The organism is Acidimicrobiia bacterium, assembly GCA_035471805.1.
In the GTDB taxonomy this organism is placed as follows: domain Bacteria; phylum Actinomycetota; class Acidimicrobiia; order Spongiisociales; family JAHEDJ01; genus JAHEDJ01.
The window spans coordinates 1-19,164 of sequence record DATIPS010000002.1 but is presented as its reverse complement, the minus strand read 5'-3'; the positions used below and the strand labels follow the sequence as shown (position 1 = coordinate 19,164).

Here is a 19,164-nt window from a genome sequence, read left to right as displayed (position 1 = left end):
GTCGCCCCGGATTCCCGAGATCACCCGATCAGGATGACCATGCACGCCGCTGTCGGGAAGATCGAGCTGAGGTTTCGGCGACTTAGCCCGCGGGTTGTTGCTAGATTCCGCTGGCAATACAAGCTACGAGGGGGAGACGCATACATATGCCGACGTTTATGGACGTTCACAATGTGGACGGTGGTGTTTCGGCAGCCGATGTTGCAGGAGCCCATCAGGCCGACCTGGCGACCCAAGCCAAGTATGGAGTGAACTACAAGCACTACTGGGTTGATGAGGCTGCCGGAAAGATCTTCTGTCTTGTTGATGCTCCCGACGCGGAGACAGCGGCGACTGTGCATCGTGAGGCGCATGGTCTCGTAGCCGATGAGATCTACGAGGTTTCTGAAGGCTCGTAAAGACGGCCAACTCAAACATGTGAACTGAGGTCCTGGAGTCCCTCTACCAGTCGTCGCCCGATCGACTCGGACACGAAAGCGGCGAAGAGAGATCGATACCCTCGCTGGGCCCGAACGGAAGGACCATGACTCCGCCGTCCTCTTCTTCTGTTCGCACCAGATCCGAACCGTACCGAACGTAGGTGGGGCCCAGCCACCGCACCCACCCAAGACCCTCGTAGAAACCCTCAACGCTGGTAGCCAGAGCACCCATCTCGAACTCACTCAGGAGCAGTTGACCAACTTCGCCCATCGTCTGTGAGCCAAGACCTTCACGCTGTCTGGCCGGATGGGTGGCCACTCCCTCTACATACCCGGTGCGGAAGGGCCGGCCGGCCACTTCCAGCACCCGCTCAACAACGGCCGCGTGCGCGACGACCGCATCGCCGTCGCCGACCACGACATGCCAGCCACCGAGAACGTGCTCCCAATCCTGTTCCGTGAAAGTCTCATCGAAGGCCGTGAAAAACAAATCCCGGATCTGGACGAGGCACTCGATCGAGGCATCACGTGTCGTGAACCGAGCAACGGTAATCATGAACACAGTTTGCCCGGGCCTGAAGCCAATCCCCGGCAAATCGGCAAATAATGGGTGAGCCGGAGTCATTCGACCCTACCGAGTATGTGGTCGGCCAAATACCGTGGAGACTGCGCCTACGGCAGGCACCGCCTCGAGAATCCCCGACCGGAAGATGGTCGGTCGGGCGATCGTCACCGTGAAAGTGAACTCACAAGGAGGGCCCCATGAAAGCGATAGTCCAAGATGAGTACGGCTCGTCTGATGTCCTGAAGCTCCAGGAGGTCGACGACGCCGTCGCGGCAGACAATGGAGTGTTGGTGAGAGTCCACGCCGCCTCGATTCATCCGGGTGATTGGCTGCTGATGATGGGCCAACCATATTTGTTCCGCCCGGTGTTCGGGCTCCGCAGACCACGAAAGCGGATTCCTGGATTCGATTTCGCAGGAACCGTGGAGAGCACCGGCAAGGACGCCAAGGAGTTCCAGCCGGGTGATGAGGTCTTCGGCAACGCCGAAGACGGCAGTTGCGCGGAGTACGTGTCGGTTTCTGAGGAGACGGTGGCGCTGAAGCCGGCGAACCTCACATTGGAGCAAGCAGCGGTGGTGGCGGTTTCCGGAGTCACCGCCCTCCGCGGGTTGCGGGACGCCGGGAAGTTGAAGCCGGGCCGGCACGTGTTGATCAACGGAGCATCGGGCGGAATCGGGACTTTCGCCGTGCAGATCGCCAAAGCGATGGGGGCCGAGGTGACCGGCGTTTGCAGCACGAGGAACGTCGAGATGGTCGGGTCCATCGGCGCCGATCACGTCATCGATTACACCCAGGAGAACTTCACGCAGGGCGGCGAACGTTACGACGTCATCCTCGACAATGTGGCCAACCATTCGCTGGCGGAATGCAGGCGGGCGCTCAACCCGGACGGGATTCTCCTCACCAACAACGGAACCTCGGGCAGTCGTTGGGTCGGGCCGCTGGGCCGGATGGCCGCCGCGGCCCTGCTTTCACCGTTCGTGCGCAAACAACGGCCCCCGTTCTACGCACCGGTGAGGAAGAGAGACCTGCTTGATCTGACGGAGTTGATCGAAGCCGGAAAGGTCACACCGGTCATCGGCAGCACGTTCCCGCTGAGCGAAACCTCTGATGCCATGAGCCGGGTCGGCGAGGGACACGCTCGAGGGAAAGTCGCCATCACGCTCTAGCCCGGCCGACTGGTAGGGCTTCCATCGAGGGTCTGGTTTCTGTCCCGGATGGTTGGTATGATCGAACGTATGTTCGACGTAGGAACGATTTCTGTGGATGAGCTCGAGGTGATTCCACGAGAGCTAGACGAAATGGAACCGGGCCCGTTTCTGGACGCCATCCTGGCCCATACGGATGTGTCACGCCTGTCCGGTTTCGACCGGGTGACGGTGCTGCGGGCTCGACAGAGGATGGCATCGCACTATCAGGCCATGCTGTATGCAGACATGGCCGCGATAGCCGAAGCAGTCGAAGAGCTGGACGGGTCGGAGAACCCCGAGATGGTGGCAGAAGGTGCGGCGGCCGAGATCAGGGTGGCGTTGCGGTTGACCCGGCGTACGGCAGATGCAGAACTGGCCATGGCCCTGGATCTGCGGCAACGACTGCCTCACTTGTTCGACGCATTCGTGACGGGCGACCTCGACCTTCGCCGGGTCCGGACCATCGTGTATGGCACCGGTCACCTCGATGACCTAACGTCCCGGCGGGTAGTCGACCAGATCCTCGAACAGGCCTCCCATCTGACCACAGGACAGTTGAAATCTGCGCTGGCTCGACTCTGCATAGAAGTCGATCCCGAGCAAGCCAAAACCCGGTTTGAGCGGGCCGCCGAGGAGCGGCGGGTCGTGACCGAAATGTCCGAGCAAGGCACGGGCCACCTATTCGGAATGGACCTGCCACCCGACCAGGTAGCAGCCGCATCAGCCCATATCAACCGTCTCGCCCAAAGCCTCAAACAAGACGGCGAGGCGCGCACGATGGACCAGTTGCGGGCCGACGTGTACCTCGACCTCCTTCGAGGTATCAACAGCGGCACCAGCCAGAAACCAGCAGGAGTGGAGATTCGGGTCGATCTCACCACCCTGACGGAACTCTCCGAGAACCCGGGCGAACTTGCCGGATATGGGCCGGTCATTGCTGACATCGCCCGCCAGACCGCCGGCCGGCAACAAGACGGGCAATGGCGCTTCGTGGTCACCGACACTCGCAGCGGATTGCCTGTATCCCACGGAACAACACGACGGAGACCCACCGCAACCCAGCAACGTCACGTCGAGGTCCACAACCCGGTCTGCGTTTTTCCAGGATGTCGCATGCCGGCCGTATCCTGTGACCTAGACCACCGCAACCCATGGTCCCGGGGCGGACCAACCGAGGTCGAGAACCTCGCGCCACTCTGCCGGCACGACCATCGCATCCGCCACCAGCACAGCTGGACCCACCAACCCCTCGCCCAAGGCGACCACCAATGGACCACCAAGCTCGGCCACACCTTCACCACCAGCGGCCGACCACCGTAGACCCGTCGTGGTGGAGGGCGCCGCTGCTGCTACTCCCAGCGGAAGAACCTCAGGCCGAAACCGGCGCTCACCACGGCGATCGCCCCGAAGATGGCCCAGGATGATCCGGCGTCGAGGCCCAGCCATGCGTCCTGCATCATTCGAACGGCGTGCCAGAGCGGCGTGTAATCGGACACCGTCCGCATCACGTCGGTGAGCACCTCCGGCGGCGGCCCGGCGCCACCGAGGAACAGCATCACGAACCAGATCAGCATTCCTACGGCCTGGGCGGCTCGAGCAGTCGGGAGGACCGCACCCAAGAAGATGCCGAAGGCTGCAAACCCGATGATCAGCAGGCCGAACACGCCGACGACCGCCGGTATCGACCCGGCCGGATCGAAGTCGTAGGCGATTCGCGCCGCGATAAGCAGCAACACTCCGCTGACCGCCGAAACAACCAGCGCTACCGCCAACTCTGCGCCGGCGACGGCGCTGGCTCCGACCGACGATGCGTGAAAACGTTTCAGGACTCCGCGCTCCCGGTTCCCCGCCAGGTGAGTAGGAATGCTGATGACGCACACCGATGCAACGACGAGCGCCAGATAGGCCGGCACGTAGTAGGTCATCGGCCCGACCCCTCGATATACCAGCTGCTCCCCCGGCTGCGACGGCTCGTTGCCGAAGACACCGCCGAGTACAAAGAGCATGATCAGCGGCAACGCAAGAGAGAACATCACGGTCAATGGTTCACGCATGAACAACTTGAGCTCGACCCACGACAACTTCACCAGTGTCTGCATGTCAGCGAGCCTCTTCCGTGATTGCGAGGAAGACGTCCTCCAGGGTCGCCCGCTTGACCTCGAGATCCACGGGCACGATTCCGTTCCGCACGATCTCGGCGGCAACTCGCGCCAGCAGCGGCCCCGTCCCGGTCACCTTTGCCCGCCGACCTTGCCGATCCACCCGGTGGACCTCGTCCAACTGCAGCAGGAAGCTCAGGTCATCGACTTCGGCTGAGAAAGTGACCTCAGCCTCCCCCGCGTATCTCTGGATGAGCCCTTCCGGGGTGTCGAGCGCCACGACTCGCTTGTCGTCTATCACCGCGATTCGATCACAGAGGTTCTCGGCCTCGTCCATGAAGTGAGTGACGAGTATGACAGTCGAACCGTTGTCGCGGATCTGCTTGATGAGATCCCAGGTTGCCCGTCTCGACATCGGATCGAGGCCGGTTGTCATCTCGTCGAGAAAGACCAGTTCGGGGGCATTGACCACGGCCAGCGCTATGAACAGACGCTGCTGCTGGCCTCCTGAGAGACTTCCGAACTTGGCGTTGCGTTTCTGAGATAGGCCCCACTGGTCCAGTACGGACTCCCACGAAGGCCCCCCAGGTACCAGCGACGAAAACAATCCGAGTGCTTCCCAAACCTTCAGGCGATCGGGCAGGGCCGACTCTTGCAGCTGGGATCCGATCTTCCTTCGCAGTTGTGCCGCTTCATGACGGGGGTTGTGTCCCAGCACGCGTGCCTCGCCGCCGTCGGCCTTGCGAAGTCCTTGCAGACATTCGACCGTTGTCGTCTTGCCGGCGCCGTTGGGACCGAGAATCCCGAAGATCTCGCCTTCCTCGACGGTGAAGGTCACATCCTCCACCGCCGTGAAACTGCCGTAGCTCTTGGCGAGATGCGCTACCTCGACGACCGCCGGCACTAGGCACCGGCCCGTTTCCGCCGTGCCCGCAGAATCGACCGGACGACGAACAGTGCAAAGATCCCAACTGCCTCGCCGACGATGATCACCCGGGTGGTGTCGGCAGCGGGCACCCAGGAGACGACGTCACCACGGATTACGTAGGCCCCAACCGGGCGAGCCGTCACGCCGAAACCACCACCCGCACCCGCAGGTTTGGCACCTCCGCCCTCGCCCTGACCGGCGCCGCCTCCGCCCCGCACGGAAGCAGCAGTTATGAGGGTCAGGCCGTCCCTTTCGTAGGGCTCACCGAACACACGGCGCACGGTGATGGTGTCGCCCGCCTCCGCCATCAGCTCATCGAGCTTCATCATTCCTCCTCCTCGAACACGTGCCCGGCTCACCGGGCACCGGAAACTCGGTCACCCTCGAGCGGGCCAACGGATCGGGAAGCTCTGACCGAACGCCTCACCGGCCAATTCGCAGGGTATGTCGAGACGGCGGGAGCCCGGTAGGGCAAAACGTCACATGTGCCGACTCGAGACACCCGCGTGCCGATAACCGGCGACAAAGTCGAGTCGCGAGGATGCCGTCAGTTCGCGATATTCGGATCGAAACCCATCGGGAGTTCGAGCCGGTTGGCCTTCATCAGGTCGCGATCGGAGAGGATCTGCTTCGTAGGACCGTCCGCGATGATCCTTCCCTCATTCATCACCAGTGCCCGCGGGCAGAGCTCGAGGGCGTACGGCAGATCGTGCGTCACCATCAGCATCGTGATCTCCAGCGAGGTCAGGATGGCGGCGAGTTCACGACGCGACGCAGGGTCCAGGTTCGAAGAAGGCTCATCGAGCACAACGATCTCAGGACGCATCGCCAGGACGGTTGCCACCGCCACTCGACGGCGCTGGCCGAGGCTGAGATGGTGGGGTGGCCGGTCCGCGACACCGAGCATCCCGACGGCAGAGAGGGCTTCGGTCACGCGCTCATCCAACTCGTCACCTTCCAGTCCGTAGTTGGCCGGACCGAAAGCGACGTCTTGGCGGACGGTCGGCATGAACAACTGATCATCCGGGTCCTGAAAGACGATTCCGACCCGTCGCCGGATCTCCATGAGGTTGGCGTCCTCGACCGGCAACCCGGCCACGGTCACCGACCCACTCTCCGGCCGGAAGATCCCGTTCAGGTGGAACACCAGCGTGGTCTTGCCGGCCCCGTTCGGGCCGAGGAGAGCCACCCGCTCGCCGGGGTGGATGTGGAAACCGGCATCGCGCAGGACCTCGGTTCCGTCCGGGTAGTGATAGTTGAGGCCCACAACCTCCAGGGCGGGAATGGTCATCGCGCCACCACTCCCCAACCGGCGGCCAGCCAGGCGATAGCGGGCACACTCAACGCACGTGCCCAATCTGCGGGCCGGACTTTCCCATCGAATGTCGGAACACGACCGGTGAATCCGCGTGCCGTCATCGCGTAGTAGACGCGTTCGCCCCGCTCGTAGGACCTGATGAAGAGTGCTCCGGCAGACGCCGTGTAGGCCTTCAGCTGCCAGATCCAGCGCGGGTTGTGACCGCGCGACAGCATCGCCATCCGCATCCGGTGCATCTCGCCTGCGATGACGTCGAGGTACCGGACCATGAACCCCGCTATCGACGTGATCAAACGGGGAACGCGGAGCCGATCGAGTCCAGAAAGGATGTCGGGCACGGTGGTCGTTGCGGTCAGCACGACGGATGCCGCCAGCCCGAGCGTGGCCTTGGCGACGATGTTCCAACCTCCCCACAAGCCTTCAACCGACAGCGACAGGCCGACTACCTCGATCCGCTCTCCACCACCGAAGAAAGGAAGTAGCACCGCAAACAGGACGAACGGAATCTCGATCAGCAACCGTCTCGCCATGAACATCGGTTTCAACCCGGCGACCCAGGCACCGACGAGAACGAGACCGGCATGCACACCGAAGGCCCCGATCGCCTCCCTCGGTGTCAACACCACCGCCAGCACGAACAGACCCAGCGCGCCCAGCTTCGGCGAGGCGGGGAGCCGGTGCAGTTCGCTGTCCCCATGGACGAAGAGAGCATGTGTGTGGGTGCCCGCCATCAGTGGTTGGACCGGGCTCGCCTACCACGGACGACGAACATGAAGGCCACTCCGGCCGCGAACGTCGCTCCCAGCCCGATCAAACCGGCAACGACGGTGCCCATCCGATCGCCCTCGAGACCCTCGACTCCGTATCCGGCCAAAGGAGAGTCGCCGAGCGAATGGTCACGCGCCTCATCGGCAAACCCCTGGTCGATGGCGACACGTTCCAGACCATCCGGATCATCGGAGGCCAGTGGAGCGACCACGGTGACCAGCAGAGCTGCCACTGCCACTCCGCCGGCCACGAACAAGGCGACCCGGCGCCGGCCGAGCAATGTGGTATCAGCGCGACTGATCCCGAAGATCCGCGCTCCATGAACCAGATCCGGACGCACGGCCAGCACCGCGCCGAGCACGCCGGCGGTTATCAGGCCCTCGCCGATGCCGATCAGTGCATGGGTCCCCGCCATTGCCGCCAGGACGGTGCTCAGCGAAGCGTTCCCGACTCCCCCGATGGAATATTCCCCGACGAACCCGAGAGAGGAAACCACCACCGACAACCACGCCCCGAAGGCCCCTGCGGTGAGGACCGAGGTCGAGTTCTTGGGAAGCACGATCATCACAACCCGGAAAGCCAACCACCCGGTGGCGACGGTGAGCAGGCCCATGTTTATGACGTTCAATCCGAGTGCCGAGAGTCCACCATCCGCGAACAGCAGCGCTTGGACCCCAACAACGACGGTCATGACCACGAGTCCGATCCAGGGACCGACGAGAAGTGCCGCAAGAGCTCCCCCGAGAAGGTGGCCACTCATGCCACCGACCACCGGGAAGTTGAGCATTTGCAACACGAACACAAACGCGGCGAGGAGGCCGGCAAGCGGTATCTGACGATCCTGCAAAACCTTGCCCGCTCTGCGCAGACCGGCTGCCAGGCTGGAAGCTGCCACCACGCCGGCACCCAGTGAAGTTGCGCCGTTGATGAACCCGTCGGGAATATGCATGCGCTGGGAAAGTCCTTATTGCAACTCAATTGCAAGTATAGGAACCCGGAGCCTGGAGGTCGTCCTCGTCGCCTACTCTCTCTAGAGATCGAGCAGTGAGTCCAGCGCTTCCCGAATGGCCGCATCATCCCGCACTCCCGGCCAGGTGTCGAAGACCTTGTCGTCGCCGGTGATCAGAAACGAGACCGGCTGATAGGGCACACCGTAGAGACTGAAGATCTCTGCCTCGTCGTCGAGAGCCCAGTCGACCTTGCCGGACTGCAGCAGGGCGGCCGCCTGTGCTGCGGTGTCGTTGTAGGTGCCTTTCCAGGCCAGAGCCACGAAGGCTATCGCGTCTCCGTACTCCCCGGCGATCTCATCGACGACGGGCAACTCCCGTCGACAGGTCGCTCACCATTCGGCCCAGAACACCAGGTAAACGGGGCGGGTTTCCTCGCTCAGCGTGAAGGTTCCCGTCTTGTTGAGCTTTATCGTGAAATCGGCGGCGATCGGTCCATCGAAGTCGGTGGGCACCGGGCCGGCGGGAGGCGCAGTGCCACCTTCTGTCGTGTCGGCGGCCACCTCGGTGCTGCCGGACTGCACATCTGCCGCTTCGACCGTGCCTGCTGTGGTGGAGAGTGTTTCGGGGACGCCGGAGTCATCAGAGGTGGCGGGAGTGCTCGAACCTCCACAGGCGGCGAGCGTGAGGGCCACAGAAATCACCAAGAGGACAAACCGGCGCATTCGGAAATCCTAGAGGCGATGCGCAGTTAGTCGGCGCAGCTCTTGCACGTACCGATCAGCGCGAAGTGCATCGAGGTCGGCGCAAAGCCGTGGCGCTCGGAGAGTTGCCCGAAAACACCGTCAAGTTCCTCGACCGGCACGTCGACCAGCAGGCCACACGCCTCACAGACGAGGTGATGATGATCGGTCTCTTCACTGAAATGAACGATGCCCGGACCGTGCCCCAGATGGACATGATGAAGCCATCCGAGACGCTCGAAGACATCCAGGGTGCGGTAAACGGTCGACTGGTCGATCCGGATACCCGCTCGATCCACCGCCCGCGCCCGAACATCCACCGCCGACAGGTGCTCCTCATGGCTCTCGGCCAGCACAGCACAGATTGCCCGCCGGGCAGGAGTGAGCCGGAAGCCCTCTTCCCTGAGCGCAGCCGTCAGATCGTCGGTGGACAGGTGCATCGGGTTCCTCTAACCCCGGGTCCTCATTTCATTGCTTCGCTCCACCACCCGGTCGAGGACCGCGGCAGCAGCACCCGAGTCGACGGCATCGGCTGCGGCCGCCACCGCTTCCTCGAATCCGCCGGCCAGGCCGGCGACAACGATCGCCGGGGCGGCATTGACCAGGGCAATGTCGCGGGGTGGTCCCGCCTTGCCGTCGAGAATGCTCCGGGTGATCGCCGCATTGGTGGTGGCGTCCCCGCCGAGCAGGTCCTCGCGTCGGGCGCGGGCGACGCCGAAATCTTCCGGAGTGAACTCGGCGTGGGTTATCTCACCGGCCCGCAAGCGATAGATGTAGGAAGGTCCCGTCGTGGTCAGCTCGTCCAAGCCGTCCTCGCCGTAGAACACGAACGCGTACTCAGAGCCCAGATTGCGGAGCACACCGATCATCTTCTCGGCCATGCTCGGATCGGAGACCCCCACGGCTTGTTTGGTCGCACCGGCCGGGTTGGCGAGCGGGCCGAGGAAATTGAACACGGTGGGAATCCCCAGTTCCTTTCGGACCGGGCCTGCATGGTGCATCGAGGGGTGATAGAGAGGGGCGAAGAAGAATCCGAAACGCTCCTCACGGACGAGCGTGGCGGTTGCCTCCGGGTCGAGGTCGATGACGACACCCAGCGCCTCCAGCACATCGGCCGACCCGCACTTCGATGATGCCGAACGATTCCCGTGTTTGGCGACGGTGACGCCGGCACCGGCCGCGATGAAGGCCGAGGTCGTCGAGATGTTGAAGGTCCCGGACTGATCTCCGCCGGTTCCGACGGTGTCGACAACAGGCACACCGACATCCACCGAGACGGCCACCTCCCGCATCGCCTCGACGAATCCCGTCATCTCTTCGATGGACTCGCCCTTGATCCGCATCGAAACGATGAGGGCGCTGATCTGCGCCTCGGTCGCACGGCCGTGCATCACTTCGGACATCGCCGCATGGGCGGCAACCCTGGAGATGTCTTCGCCGCCGGCCAGTCGGCCGAGAGTGTCCGGCCAGGAGAATGATTCAGTCATGGCCCGGGAGTGTAGGGCGACTCAATCCTCTCCCGACGTTCTCATGTCGATTCCGATAGCGCCCGGGCCCCGGCGACACCCGACCGGACCTACGACCGGAAGGCCTGGATCCCGGTCAAGGCATTGCCGAGGATGAGCGTATGGATCTCGTTGGTTCCCTCATAGGTGAACACCGATTCGAGGTTGTTCATGTGCCGGATGACCGGATACTCCAACGTGATGCCGTTGGCTCCGAGTATCCCGCGGGCCGTCCTGGCAACATCCAGCGCCATTCGCACATTGTCGAACTTCCCGAAGCTGACGTGCTCGTGGCGGAGAGCTCCGGCATCCTTCATCCGGCCGAGATGGATTGCCAGCAGGGTCCCTCGGTTGACCGCAACGGCCATCTCCGCCAGCTTCTTCTGAGTCAGCTGAAAAGAGGCGATCGGCGCGTCGAACTGGGTGCGTTCGAGCGAGTAATCGAGCGCGGCTTCGTAGCAGGCTCGTGCGGCTCCCATGGCCCCGAACAGAATCCCGAACCGGGCCTCGTTGAGACAGGACAAAGGTCCTTTCATCCCGACGATGCCGGGCAGAACCGCATCGGCGGGTAACCGCACGTCCTCGAGGATCAACTCGGAAGTGATCGAAGCCCGCAAAGACAGCTTCTTGTGAATATCGCGTGTCGAGAAACCCGCTCTGTTGGTGGGAACAATGAATCCACGCACCCCGTCATCGGTCTGCGCCCACACCACCGCGACGTCGGCAACACCACCGTTCGTGATCCACATCTTCGTTCCGTTGATCACCCAGTCGTCCCCGTCACGCCGGGCACGGGTCCTCATCGAGCCCGGATCACTGCCCGCGTCGGATTCGGTCAAGCCGAAACATCCGATCACCTCACCGGCCGCCATCCTGGGCAGCCACTCCTGTTTCTGCTCTTCGGATCCGTATGCCCAGATCGGAAACATCGCCAGCGAACCTTGCACGGAGACGAAACTCCGCGCCCCGCTGTCACCGGCCTCCAGTTCGATACAGGCCAGCCCGTAGGCGGTGGCGGACGTTCCGGCGCATCCGTATCCCTCGAGGTGCATGCCGAGCAAACCAAGTGACCCCATCTCCTTGGCGAGGCGGCGAGACGGGAAAGTCCCTGCTTCGAACCAGTCCGCGACGTCGGGGAGAATCTGATCACCAACGAAGCGGCGCACCGTGTCGCGCAGCAGGATCTCCTCATCGGACAGGAGGGAATCGAGGGCGAGGAAATCGCGGGGATCGGGAGCGGGCGGCGTTGATTGCTTCATTGGTCACCTCTGGTAACGCGGGTTGTCCACCTGAGGCTACCGCGCCAGTGCGGCACCGTCGGCGTCAACTCAGGTTCCGGAGAATCCGGTGGCGGGGTTGTACGCCAGCCACGCGAACCAGAAGGTGTCGAGGTGCGCAACGGGGGCCAGCCTCTCCCCAGTCATCGGACCGAAGACTGCCTCGCCGAGGACGTTCCAGGTACTGCCCGTCTCGAGGTCTTCGAATCCCTCCGGAGTCGCCTCGAACGTCAACCGCCGGCTTCCGACCTCCGGCCGGAAGACGCCGACGCTGCCGACATCGCGTCCCGCCTCGACTCCGGAACCCTCCAACGCGCTGGATTGACCCGGTTTCCAGAAGATGACGAGAGATGCTCCCGCAACAGAAACATCCGTCGCGACAGGGCCGTCTCCGCTGATCACCTCGAGAGCCCATGCCATCGAAACACCGTCCAAGTTGACCCCGACGACCCGCTGCTTGGCCGCCGCTCGATCATCGACCTGGCCGTCGAACAAGAACGGGAAACTCCCGGCATCGTCGTAGCCGACATACGGGTTGGATCCGTAGGGACGGCTGAAACCGGTTCGCTCGACATCGAGAACCATCCCGGCCGGATAGGCAGCCTTGAAGTCTGCCCACGCCAGAAGTGGTGACGAAACCGGATCCAGCCGGGACCCGGTCCTGGCGCCCGCGATGGCGCGGCCGTCGAAGTGTGTCCAGAGAGATTCGGTCTCTCTGTCGTACATGACCAGCGCCGAGTTGAAGAGGAACCCCGACGTTCCGAAGGTCGTCAAACGTCCATCGATTCGCCTCTCGTAGGTGACCGCCGAGTTACAGAGAGGGCAATAGGTGATGGCTACGGGCACACCACCGACGACGTCGTTCACGATCTCATGCCATATCAGGATCTGGACGGGATAGGCACGGGCCTCACCGTCGATCTCCAGCACTACCAGCGCCTCATCATCGGTCAGCCATACGTCTGCCTCATCGACCTCGACGAATCTCGGGACGTCGATCGAGGGTATCCCGTCGGGAACCTGTCCCTGGAGAAGACGTTTGGTATCGATCAGCGGCGCCGGAAAGCCTTCACCCGAGAGCCCATCCGGCGCGGCGTCGAGAGCGGACGGTCCGTCCGGGAATGGAACCGAAGATGGAGGAATCGACGAGGTTTCCGGATCGGTGGATGCAACCGACGTCCCGGTTTCCGTGCCTCCCGTGAGGGTCGGCGCCGGCAACCGGCCGGCTCCCGGTCCGCTTCCGGGGCTGCAAGCTGCCAGCGTCAAACCGAGAGCGACGAAGGAGGCAGCATGCCGGATATTCGATCTCATGCATATCATCAACGTCGTCCGCACGATGGTATGTTCCCGATGGACGAGAACCCGGCCGGAATCACTACAATGCTCCGTCCGAAGAGAGTCAGACGAGGAGGTCGAGCCCTGAGCACCCTGTACTTTGCGTATACGGCGCTCATATCGCCGGAGCGCCTGGAGTCCGTCACGGCGGACGCCGAATTCCAGTTCATCGCTCATCTCCCCGAAACGAAGCTGGTCTTTCCGCTCGCCAACGGGAAATGGGAAGGCTCGCTTCCGTCGGTTAGAGCAGAGGCCGGAAACACCGTCTGGGGAGCTGTGTTCGCTCTGAGCAACGGCGCCCTGGAAGCCATCGACGAGACCGAGGCCGGCGAGGGCCGGGCTCCGACTCAGGCTTTCCGAGCCGTCGACCGGGAAGGCCGCCGTCATCCGGTGGTCACTCACGCCCATGTGGACGAGGTCGCACACGATCGAGTTCCGTCACGGGAGTACATGCGCCTCATCGTCAAAGGCGGCAGACATTGGGGCTTGCCGACGGGATGGGTCGCCGGCCTGGAAGAATACGTGGAAGACCCGCTGTTCTGATCGCAGGCCGAGAGGCGCAACATCCCGCAGTGGCGACGCCGATTGCCGGATGAGTCCGGAGGCAATCCGGCATTCTCTAGAGTCATTCCGGTCGACGGAGGACTACCAGTGCGCTACCTCAGTGTTGGAGCCATCATTCTCGGAGCGGTAGGCGGTGTACTGGTCGCCGGGCTGGTCAGCCTGACCATCTGGGGTGTTCTCCTGATTCCGGATATCGACAACCCCACCGACCCTGCACTGATGACGGGCGTCATCGTGGGTTTCATTGGCGCCGGATACGCCGGAGGTCGGTTGACCAGGCCCTCGGCCACTCACGGCACACTGGCCGGCGTTCTGATGGCTTTCATCGTCGGTGCCGTCAGCATTGTCTCGGGAAGCCCTGCTCCCCCGCCGACCATCGTCACACTCGTGATCCTCTCAGCAGTTCTCGGGCGTTTCGGCGGCGGAATCGCAGGTCGCCGCTGAATCGGGAAGAACGTCCCGGCCGGATTCGTTGTACTCTTCTGAGAGTGAGCCTGCCGGGTGATCGCCGCCTGTTTCATTTCTGGAACCAGACGGAGGAAAGTCCGGACTCCACAGGGCAGGGTGCTGGGTAACGCCCAGGCGGCGCGAGCCGACGGAAAGTGCCACAGAGAACAGACCGCCTACGTTGGTGTTCACACCAGCCGGCAAGGGTGAAACGGTGGTGTAAGAGACCACCAGCATCCCGGGAGACCGGGACGGCTAGGCAAACCCCACCCGGAGCAAGGCCAAGCAGGGACTGCGGGTAGCCCGCCCGGCTCTCGCCTCGGCGAGTAGCCAGGTCCCAGGTAGGCCGCACCGAGGTCGCGCGGCAACGCCGGCCCCAGATGGATGATCGCCGCCTCTTCGGCAACACCGCAGAGGCACAGAATCCGGCTTATAGGCAGACTCACGACAGGTGGAGGCCCCCTCGGGGGCCTCCACACCTTTCAACATCTGATCAGTCGTTTTCTCAGCAATACTGTTCATCTCCCAGCACACCTGCATTGCTGAGAAAATGGTCCGGACCCCGGGCCTAGCTCAGGCCAACGATATTCCCGTCGTCGTCCAGATCAATGCCGTGTGCGGCCGGCCGGACACCGAGACCGGGCATGGTGCGGATATCGCCGGCCAGCGGGAGTATGAAACCGGCACCCACTGATGCACGAACCTCCCGGATGGGGAGTTTCCAGCCCTTGGGAGCTCCCATCAACTTGGAGTTGTGGCTCAACGAGAGGTGGGTCTTCGCCATGCAGACGGGCATCGTTCCCCATCCCTGGTCCTCCGCACGTTTGATCTGACGGCGGGCCGCCAGATCGAAGATGACTCCGTCGGCACCGTAGACCTCGGTGGCGATGGCCTCGATCTTCGCCTCGAGAGAGGCATCGTCGGGATACAGGAACCGGAAATCGGAGCCCTCTTCGCAAGCGTCCTCGACCTGGCGGGCCAGGTCGACCATGCCCTCCCCGCCATCGGAATAAGGTCGCGCGATCGCCCAGCGAACACCCTCCTCATCGCAGACCCTTGCGACCGCCTCGTGCTCCGAGGGGTGATCCGTCGGGAAGACGTTGATGGCCACCACCGGGGTCACACCGTGCTTGCGCATGATGCTGATGTGATGCCGGAGGTTCACTGCTCCCGCCGTGACCTCCGCCGGGTTCTCTTCGAACAGGCTCGATGGCAGATCGTGACCGAGTGTTATGGAATAGTTGCCGGTCTGGACCTTGAGCGCCTTCACCGTTGTGACGACGACGGCGGCATCCGGTTTCATCCCGGAAACACGGCACTTGATGTTGAAGAACTTCTCGGCCCCGATGTCTGCACCGAAACCCGCCTCCGTGATGACGAAGTCACCGCCGCGAATGGCGATACGATCGGCGGCAATCGAGGAGTTTCCGTGTGCGATGTTGGCGAAAGGTCCGGTGTGGATCATCGCCGGAGTGCCTTCGAGTGTCTGAAGCAGGTTGGGATTCAGGGCGTCCTTCAGCAGCACGGCCATTGCGCCCGCCGCGTTCAAATCCTCGGCCGTGACTGCCTTGCGATGCCGATCGAACCCGACGACCAGGCGTCCGACGCGGGCGCGCAGATCCTTGAGGTCGGACGACAGGCCGAGCACGGCCATCAGTTCGCTCGCCGATGTGATGTCGAAGCCGGCCTGTCTCGGGACCCCGTCGGCGGTCGTACCCAACCCCACAATGACGTTGCGCAGCGCCCGGTCGTTGACGTCGAGCACTCGCCGCCAGGTCAGGTTGTGGATCTCGATTCCCAACTCATTGCCGTGATGAAGATGGTTGTCGGCCATCGCGGAGAGCAGATTGTTGGCGGCGGTGACGGCGTGAAAGTCGCCGGTCAGGTGCAGGTTGAGCGACTCCATCGGGATGATCTGGGAGTAGCCTCCGCCCGCCGCTCCGCCTTTGATGCCGAAGGTCGGACCCTGGGAAGGCTGGCGCAGCGTTACGACGCTCTTGCGATGGATGTGTTTGAAACCTTCTGCCAGACCGACTGCAACAGTCGTCTTGCCCTCTCCGAGCGGTGTCGGGGTCGTTGCAGTGACCAGCACATATTTGGCTTTGGGTGGGCCCATCTTGTCGGCCGCATCCAGTGAGATCTTGGCAACATTGCGGCCCCAGTGTTCCACTTCGGAAGAAGGGATCCCCATCTCTGCCGCGACGTCGTCGATCGGCCTGAACTCGGCTGAACGTGCAATCTCGATATCTGTCGGGAAGTTGCTCATGCCAACGAAACTAGCCTCACCGCACCGAGCCTGCCAGAGTCCTCCTGCTCAATCATGGGGTATACCTTCCCCTCCCGGAGAGCCCCGTTGCCCGGGCCTCTCACGCGTCAGAGGCCGGTGTCGAGCGCGGCGAATGCAGCCCGGAGTACCGAGTTTCGCACGTCCGGTTCGTTTGAGTTTCTGGCCAGCGCAGTCGCCGCCCTGACGGCACCGAGCGCTGCGGAAGCTGCAATCTCCCGTTCCATCGTGGGCGCGTTTCCGATGAGCAGGCGGCGCAGCCGAACCGTTTGACCGTGCGATATCTCTCCCACCTCAGGGTGGTTCAGGACGCTACGGTCGAAAGCGATCACATCGAGTGCGGTGCGGAACTCCAACAGCAGATCCAGGTATTCGGTCAATAGAAGGTGCGGATCCTGGTCGGCTGAGTGTCGGTTGAGGAACTCCTCGGCAGCATCGAAATACGGGCGCAAGACGGTCAGGAGGATTTCGTCCTTCGACTCGAAGTGGTAGTACAACGCCGCTTTGGTGATCCCGAGTTGATCGGCGACATCCTGGAGTGAGGCGCTCGCAAAACCCCGACGGGCGAACAACTCGGCGGCCGCCGTGAGAATCCGCTCCCTGGTCGAGATCGTTGTGGGCATCGAGGCCAACGTTGTCCTCCTTCTCGCCTTGCAGCGCAGCGGAGGGACCAACGGGCACACTGCCCGCGATTTGGTCGCCCCCTGCGATTGGGACACTCTAACTGCTCGTCGGGAATGGCGGTATGGTTCGATCATGTGCGGCCGCTTCGTTGTCACCCCGAATCCAGAGACCATCGCCGGCTTCTTCGGTGTCGACGACATCGTGACCGACGATCTGGGGGCCAGCTACAACGTCGCTCCAACCGACTCCATCTACGGCATTGCGGAACACCACGGCCGGCGGCTTCTCGGGAGTTTTCGGTGGGGGTTGATACCCTGGTGGTCGAAGGACAGGGGCCCGCTCCACATCAACGCGCGGGCCGAATCCGTCGCCACAAGACCTGCGTTTCGAGATGCCTTTTCTCAGAAGCGCTGTCTGATCCCGGCGGACGGCTTCTATGAATGGGAGTCCCTTCCCGAAGGGAAACAGCCCTACTTCATCCACGCAACGGATGGTGCGATGCTGGCGCTGGCCGGAATCTGGTCAAGGTGGACCGACCCAGAGACCAAAGAGGTGCTCACGTCCGCGGCGATAATCACCACCGGTTCTCGTGGGCCGGTCTCGTCGCTGCACGACCGGATGCCCGTGATTCTTCCGGGCGAACTCTGGGACGCATGGCTGGATCGAGACCTGCGCGACCCGGACGAAGTGACCCACCTACTCCGATCGGACCCCGATCTGGAGTTTCACCGCGTCTCGAAACTGGTGAACAGCGTCGGGAACAACTCCCCCGATTGCGTGATACCCGTCGACTAGGACCCTTTAGCGAAATGCGAGGGGCCGGCGCCTCGGCGCCGGCCCCTCGCAGAGCGGGTGTTCTGTGTGGAGGACCAAAGACCCGCAGATAGTCGGTCAGGCCAACTGTGCTCGCCTGTCCTGCGACAGCAACCTCGAACCAGAGTGGACGAGTGCTCGGCCGAGGGCGGTGCGCACCCTGTGGGGACGGCCGCGTCCCCGCGGAGGGGCGTTGGCGATCATTTGCCCGAACTGCTCCATGCGAGCCCGTCCAAAGTCTTCATTCATCGAATACATCAGTGTTCTCCTTGTCCTGCGAGGCTCCCGCCTCGACAAACTCTGCTAGTGCTTTTGCTGCCTCGCCGATCACGCCGCGGCGAAGGCTGTACTCCTTGTCGGCTCCGAGGCTGACCCGCACGAGGCGAGCAGAACGGAGGACCCGGAGGTGATGGTGGACTGTCGACTTCGCCGAGTCGAGATAATCCACCAGGTCCTGGAAGCTCGCCGGACCCGCTGCGAGCCGGCGCAACACCCGGATACGCTTTTCGTCCGACAGGGCCTTGTAGGTCTTGAGGATCCACGGGGAGGGCGCATCGGGGTCGGTGGTCATGTGCTCATCGGCGACCGGGTACACGAAGATGCGGGTCTCGCGATGCTCGAGAATCAAGACCCACGGACGGAGTACGGCAGTCGGAACCAGTAGCACCGACCGCACACCGGACCCCGGTTCGATCGTGATTCCGTTGGTTGCTTCCTCGATGACCCGTTCGGCCGACATCGTTGCCAACATGGCTTGCTTGGCTCTCGCGTCTCGCTCGATGGCGCCGGTGAACTGATCCTCGATCGGAGCAAAGGCCTCCCGATAGAAGCCGCTGAGGCCCTTGAGCAGGTCTCGCTTGCCTTCTTCGGGGTCTCTCCGGAATACGATTCGCAAATCGTCGGAGAGGCCGATCAGCTCAGAACAGCATTCCACGCACGAATCAATCGCCTGCTCATCACCTTCGGCTGCTGCGTCGATCGTCGCCGCATCGACCCGGTCACGATCGACCAGGTGCTCGAGCAGCGTCTTGCGAATCTCCACTGCTCCGGTTCCATCGAGTCGCAGGAGAAACTCGGGGATCGTCTCGCCATCGGGTCCGGCGGCCACGAGGCTGATGAAGCCCGACCAGAGCTTGGAGTTCTTGAGCGTGGTCGCCTCGAGCGCTTGCCGGGTGTCCTCGGTGACCATCGCCTTGAGTTCATCGAACCAGGCCTGGCCCAGGTCGTAATCCGTCAGGTCATCCCAATCGAAGGCCATGAGCGTCAACAACAGATCGGTAGCCGGATGCGAAGCGACTTCGACTTCCAGGCCCTTTGGAGCCGGTCGGGTGAGGTCTC

The 19,164-nt window shown here is 63.0% G+C and carries 22 protein-coding genes and 1 other RNA gene; 7 read left to right on the top strand and 16 right to left on the bottom strand.

The features are described from left to right. Window positions 1-146 precede the first annotated feature (146 nt). Window positions 147-398: a DUF4242 domain-containing protein gene (locus VLT15_00315; protein ID HSR43656.1), complete on the top strand. Its 252-nt coding sequence runs from the start codon at window positions 147-149 to the stop codon at window positions 396-398. 43 nt (window positions 399-441) lie between these two features. Here the strand turns inward: VLT15_00315 and VLT15_00310 are convergent, their stop codons facing one another. Beyond that, window positions 442-975: a GNAT family N-acetyltransferase gene (locus tag VLT15_00310; GenBank protein HSR43655.1), complete on the bottom strand. Its 534-nt coding sequence runs from the start codon at window positions 973-975 to the stop codon at window positions 442-444. Between the two features lie 206 nt (window positions 976-1,181). Between VLT15_00310 and VLT15_00305 the strand changes: the two genes are divergently transcribed. Continuing rightward, window positions 1,182-2,153 (top strand): NAD(P)-dependent alcohol dehydrogenase, encoded by a 972-nt coding sequence (locus tag VLT15_00305; GenBank protein HSR43654.1) that lies wholly within the window; start codon window positions 1,182-1,184, stop codon window positions 2,151-2,153. Window positions 2,154-2,222: 69 nt separating this feature from the next. After that, window positions 2,223-3,494, top strand: a complete 1,272-nt coding sequence (locus VLT15_00300) for a DUF222 domain-containing protein (GenBank protein ID HSR43653.1) — start codon at window positions 2,223-2,225, stop codon at window positions 3,492-3,494. 29 nt (window positions 3,495-3,523) lie between these two features. Here the strand turns inward: VLT15_00300 and VLT15_00295 are convergent, their stop codons facing one another. The 12 genes from VLT15_00295 to VLT15_00240 all read right to left on the bottom strand — a co-directional run bounded on the left by VLT15_00295 (window position 3,524) and on the right by VLT15_00240 (window position 13,070). After that, the gene (locus VLT15_00295) at window positions 3,524-4,273 is read right to left on the bottom strand and encodes an ABC transporter permease (GenBank protein HSR43652.1); all 750 of its coding nucleotides are present in this window, start codon (window positions 4,271-4,273) and stop codon (window positions 3,524-3,526) included. 1 nt (window position 4,274) lies between these two features. Beyond that, window positions 4,275-5,177: an ABC transporter ATP-binding protein gene (locus VLT15_00290; GenBank protein HSR43651.1), complete on the bottom strand. Its 903-nt coding sequence runs from the start codon at window positions 5,175-5,177 to the stop codon at window positions 4,275-4,277. Further along, window positions 5,177-5,527: a spore germination protein GerW family protein gene (locus VLT15_00285; GenBank protein ID HSR43650.1), complete on the bottom strand. Its 351-nt coding sequence runs from the start codon at window positions 5,525-5,527 to the stop codon at window positions 5,177-5,179. Before VLT15_00285 ends, VLT15_00290 begins: the two co-directional genes overlap by 1 nt. Before the next feature lie 221 nt (window positions 5,528-5,748). Beyond that, window positions 5,749-6,492 (bottom strand): ABC transporter ATP-binding protein, encoded by a 744-nt coding sequence (locus VLT15_00280; protein ID HSR43649.1) that lies wholly within the window; start codon window positions 6,490-6,492, stop codon window positions 5,749-5,751. Next, window positions 6,489-7,250, bottom strand: coding sequence for a cobalt ECF transporter T component CbiQ (gene cbiQ, locus VLT15_00275; protein HSR43648.1), 762 nt, complete (start codon window positions 7,248-7,250; stop codon window positions 6,489-6,491). The genes VLT15_00280 and cbiQ overlap by 4 nt, the downstream gene beginning before the upstream one ends. Continuing rightward, window positions 7,250-8,236 carry an energy-coupling factor ABC transporter permease gene (locus tag VLT15_00270; GenBank protein ID HSR43647.1) on the bottom strand — a complete coding sequence of 329 codons (987 nt, stop codon included), beginning with the start codon at window positions 8,234-8,236 and terminating at the stop codon, window positions 7,250-7,252. Before VLT15_00270 ends, cbiQ begins: the two co-directional genes overlap by 1 nt. Window positions 8,237-8,317: 81 nt before the next feature. Beyond that, entirely contained in the window at window positions 8,318-8,608 is a 291-nt protein-coding gene (locus tag VLT15_00265; GenBank protein ID HSR43646.1) for a hypothetical protein, read from the bottom strand. A gap of 18 nt (window positions 8,609-8,626) precedes the next feature. Next, entirely contained in the window at window positions 8,627-8,959 is a 333-nt protein-coding gene (locus VLT15_00260) for a hypothetical protein (protein HSR43645.1), read from the bottom strand. Window positions 8,960-8,985: 26 nt separating this feature from the next. Beyond that, window positions 8,986-9,417 (bottom strand): Fur family transcriptional regulator, encoded by a 432-nt coding sequence (locus VLT15_00255; GenBank protein ID HSR43644.1) that lies wholly within the window; start codon window positions 9,415-9,417, stop codon window positions 8,986-8,988. 9 nt (window positions 9,418-9,426) lie between these two features. Further along, window positions 9,427-10,464, bottom strand: coding sequence for an anthranilate phosphoribosyltransferase (gene trpD, locus VLT15_00250; GenBank protein ID HSR43643.1), 1,038 nt, complete (start codon window positions 10,462-10,464; stop codon window positions 9,427-9,429). Between the two features lie 89 nt (window positions 10,465-10,553). After that, on the bottom strand, window positions 10,554-11,741 hold the full coding sequence (locus tag VLT15_00245; protein HSR43642.1) for an acyl-CoA dehydrogenase family protein: 1,188 nt from the start codon (window positions 11,739-11,741) through the stop codon (window positions 10,554-10,556). A 69-nt stretch (window positions 11,742-11,810) separates the two neighbouring features. After that, window positions 11,811-13,070, bottom strand: a complete 1,260-nt coding sequence (locus VLT15_00240; protein HSR43641.1) for a DUF3179 domain-containing protein — start codon at window positions 13,068-13,070, stop codon at window positions 11,811-11,813. Window positions 13,071-13,109: 39 nt separating this feature from the next. Between VLT15_00240 and VLT15_00235 the strand changes: the two genes are divergently transcribed. The 3 genes from VLT15_00235 to rnpB all read left to right on the top strand — a co-directional run bounded on the left by VLT15_00235 (window position 13,110) and on the right by rnpB (window position 14,554). Further along, window positions 13,110-13,637 carry a gamma-glutamylcyclotransferase family protein gene (locus VLT15_00235; GenBank protein HSR43640.1) on the top strand — a complete coding sequence of 176 codons (528 nt, stop codon included), beginning with the start codon at window positions 13,110-13,112 and terminating at the stop codon, window positions 13,635-13,637. A 108-nt stretch (window positions 13,638-13,745) separates the two neighbouring features. Beyond that, on the top strand, window positions 13,746-14,102 hold the full coding sequence (locus VLT15_00230) for a hypothetical protein (GenBank protein ID HSR43639.1): 357 nt from the start codon (window positions 13,746-13,748) through the stop codon (window positions 14,100-14,102). A gap of 45 nt (window positions 14,103-14,147) precedes the next feature. Continuing rightward, window positions 14,148-14,554, top strand: an RNA gene (gene rnpB, locus VLT15_00225) — RNase P RNA component class A. A gap of 119 nt (window positions 14,555-14,673) precedes the next feature. Here rnpB and VLT15_00220 read toward each other — a convergent pair. Both VLT15_00220 and VLT15_00215 read right to left on the bottom strand, forming a co-directional pair. After that, window positions 14,674-16,371: a formate--tetrahydrofolate ligase gene (locus tag VLT15_00220; GenBank protein HSR43638.1), complete on the bottom strand. Its 1,698-nt coding sequence runs from the start codon at window positions 16,369-16,371 to the stop codon at window positions 14,674-14,676. Window positions 16,372-16,478: 107 nt separating this feature from the next. Continuing rightward, window positions 16,479-17,012, bottom strand: a complete 534-nt coding sequence (locus VLT15_00215) for a helix-turn-helix domain-containing protein (protein HSR43637.1) — start codon at window positions 17,010-17,012, stop codon at window positions 16,479-16,481. 133 nt (window positions 17,013-17,145) lie between these two features. Between VLT15_00215 and VLT15_00210 the strand changes: the two genes are divergently transcribed. Then, entirely contained in the window at window positions 17,146-17,808 is a 663-nt protein-coding gene (locus tag VLT15_00210) for an SOS response-associated peptidase (GenBank protein ID HSR43636.1), read from the top strand. Window positions 17,809-18,067: 259 nt separating this feature from the next. Here the strand turns inward: VLT15_00210 and VLT15_00205 are convergent. Further along, on the bottom strand, window positions 18,068-19,164 hold a 1,097-nt coding region (locus VLT15_00205), incomplete at its 5' end, for a metalloregulator ArsR/SmtB family transcription factor (protein ID HSR43635.1).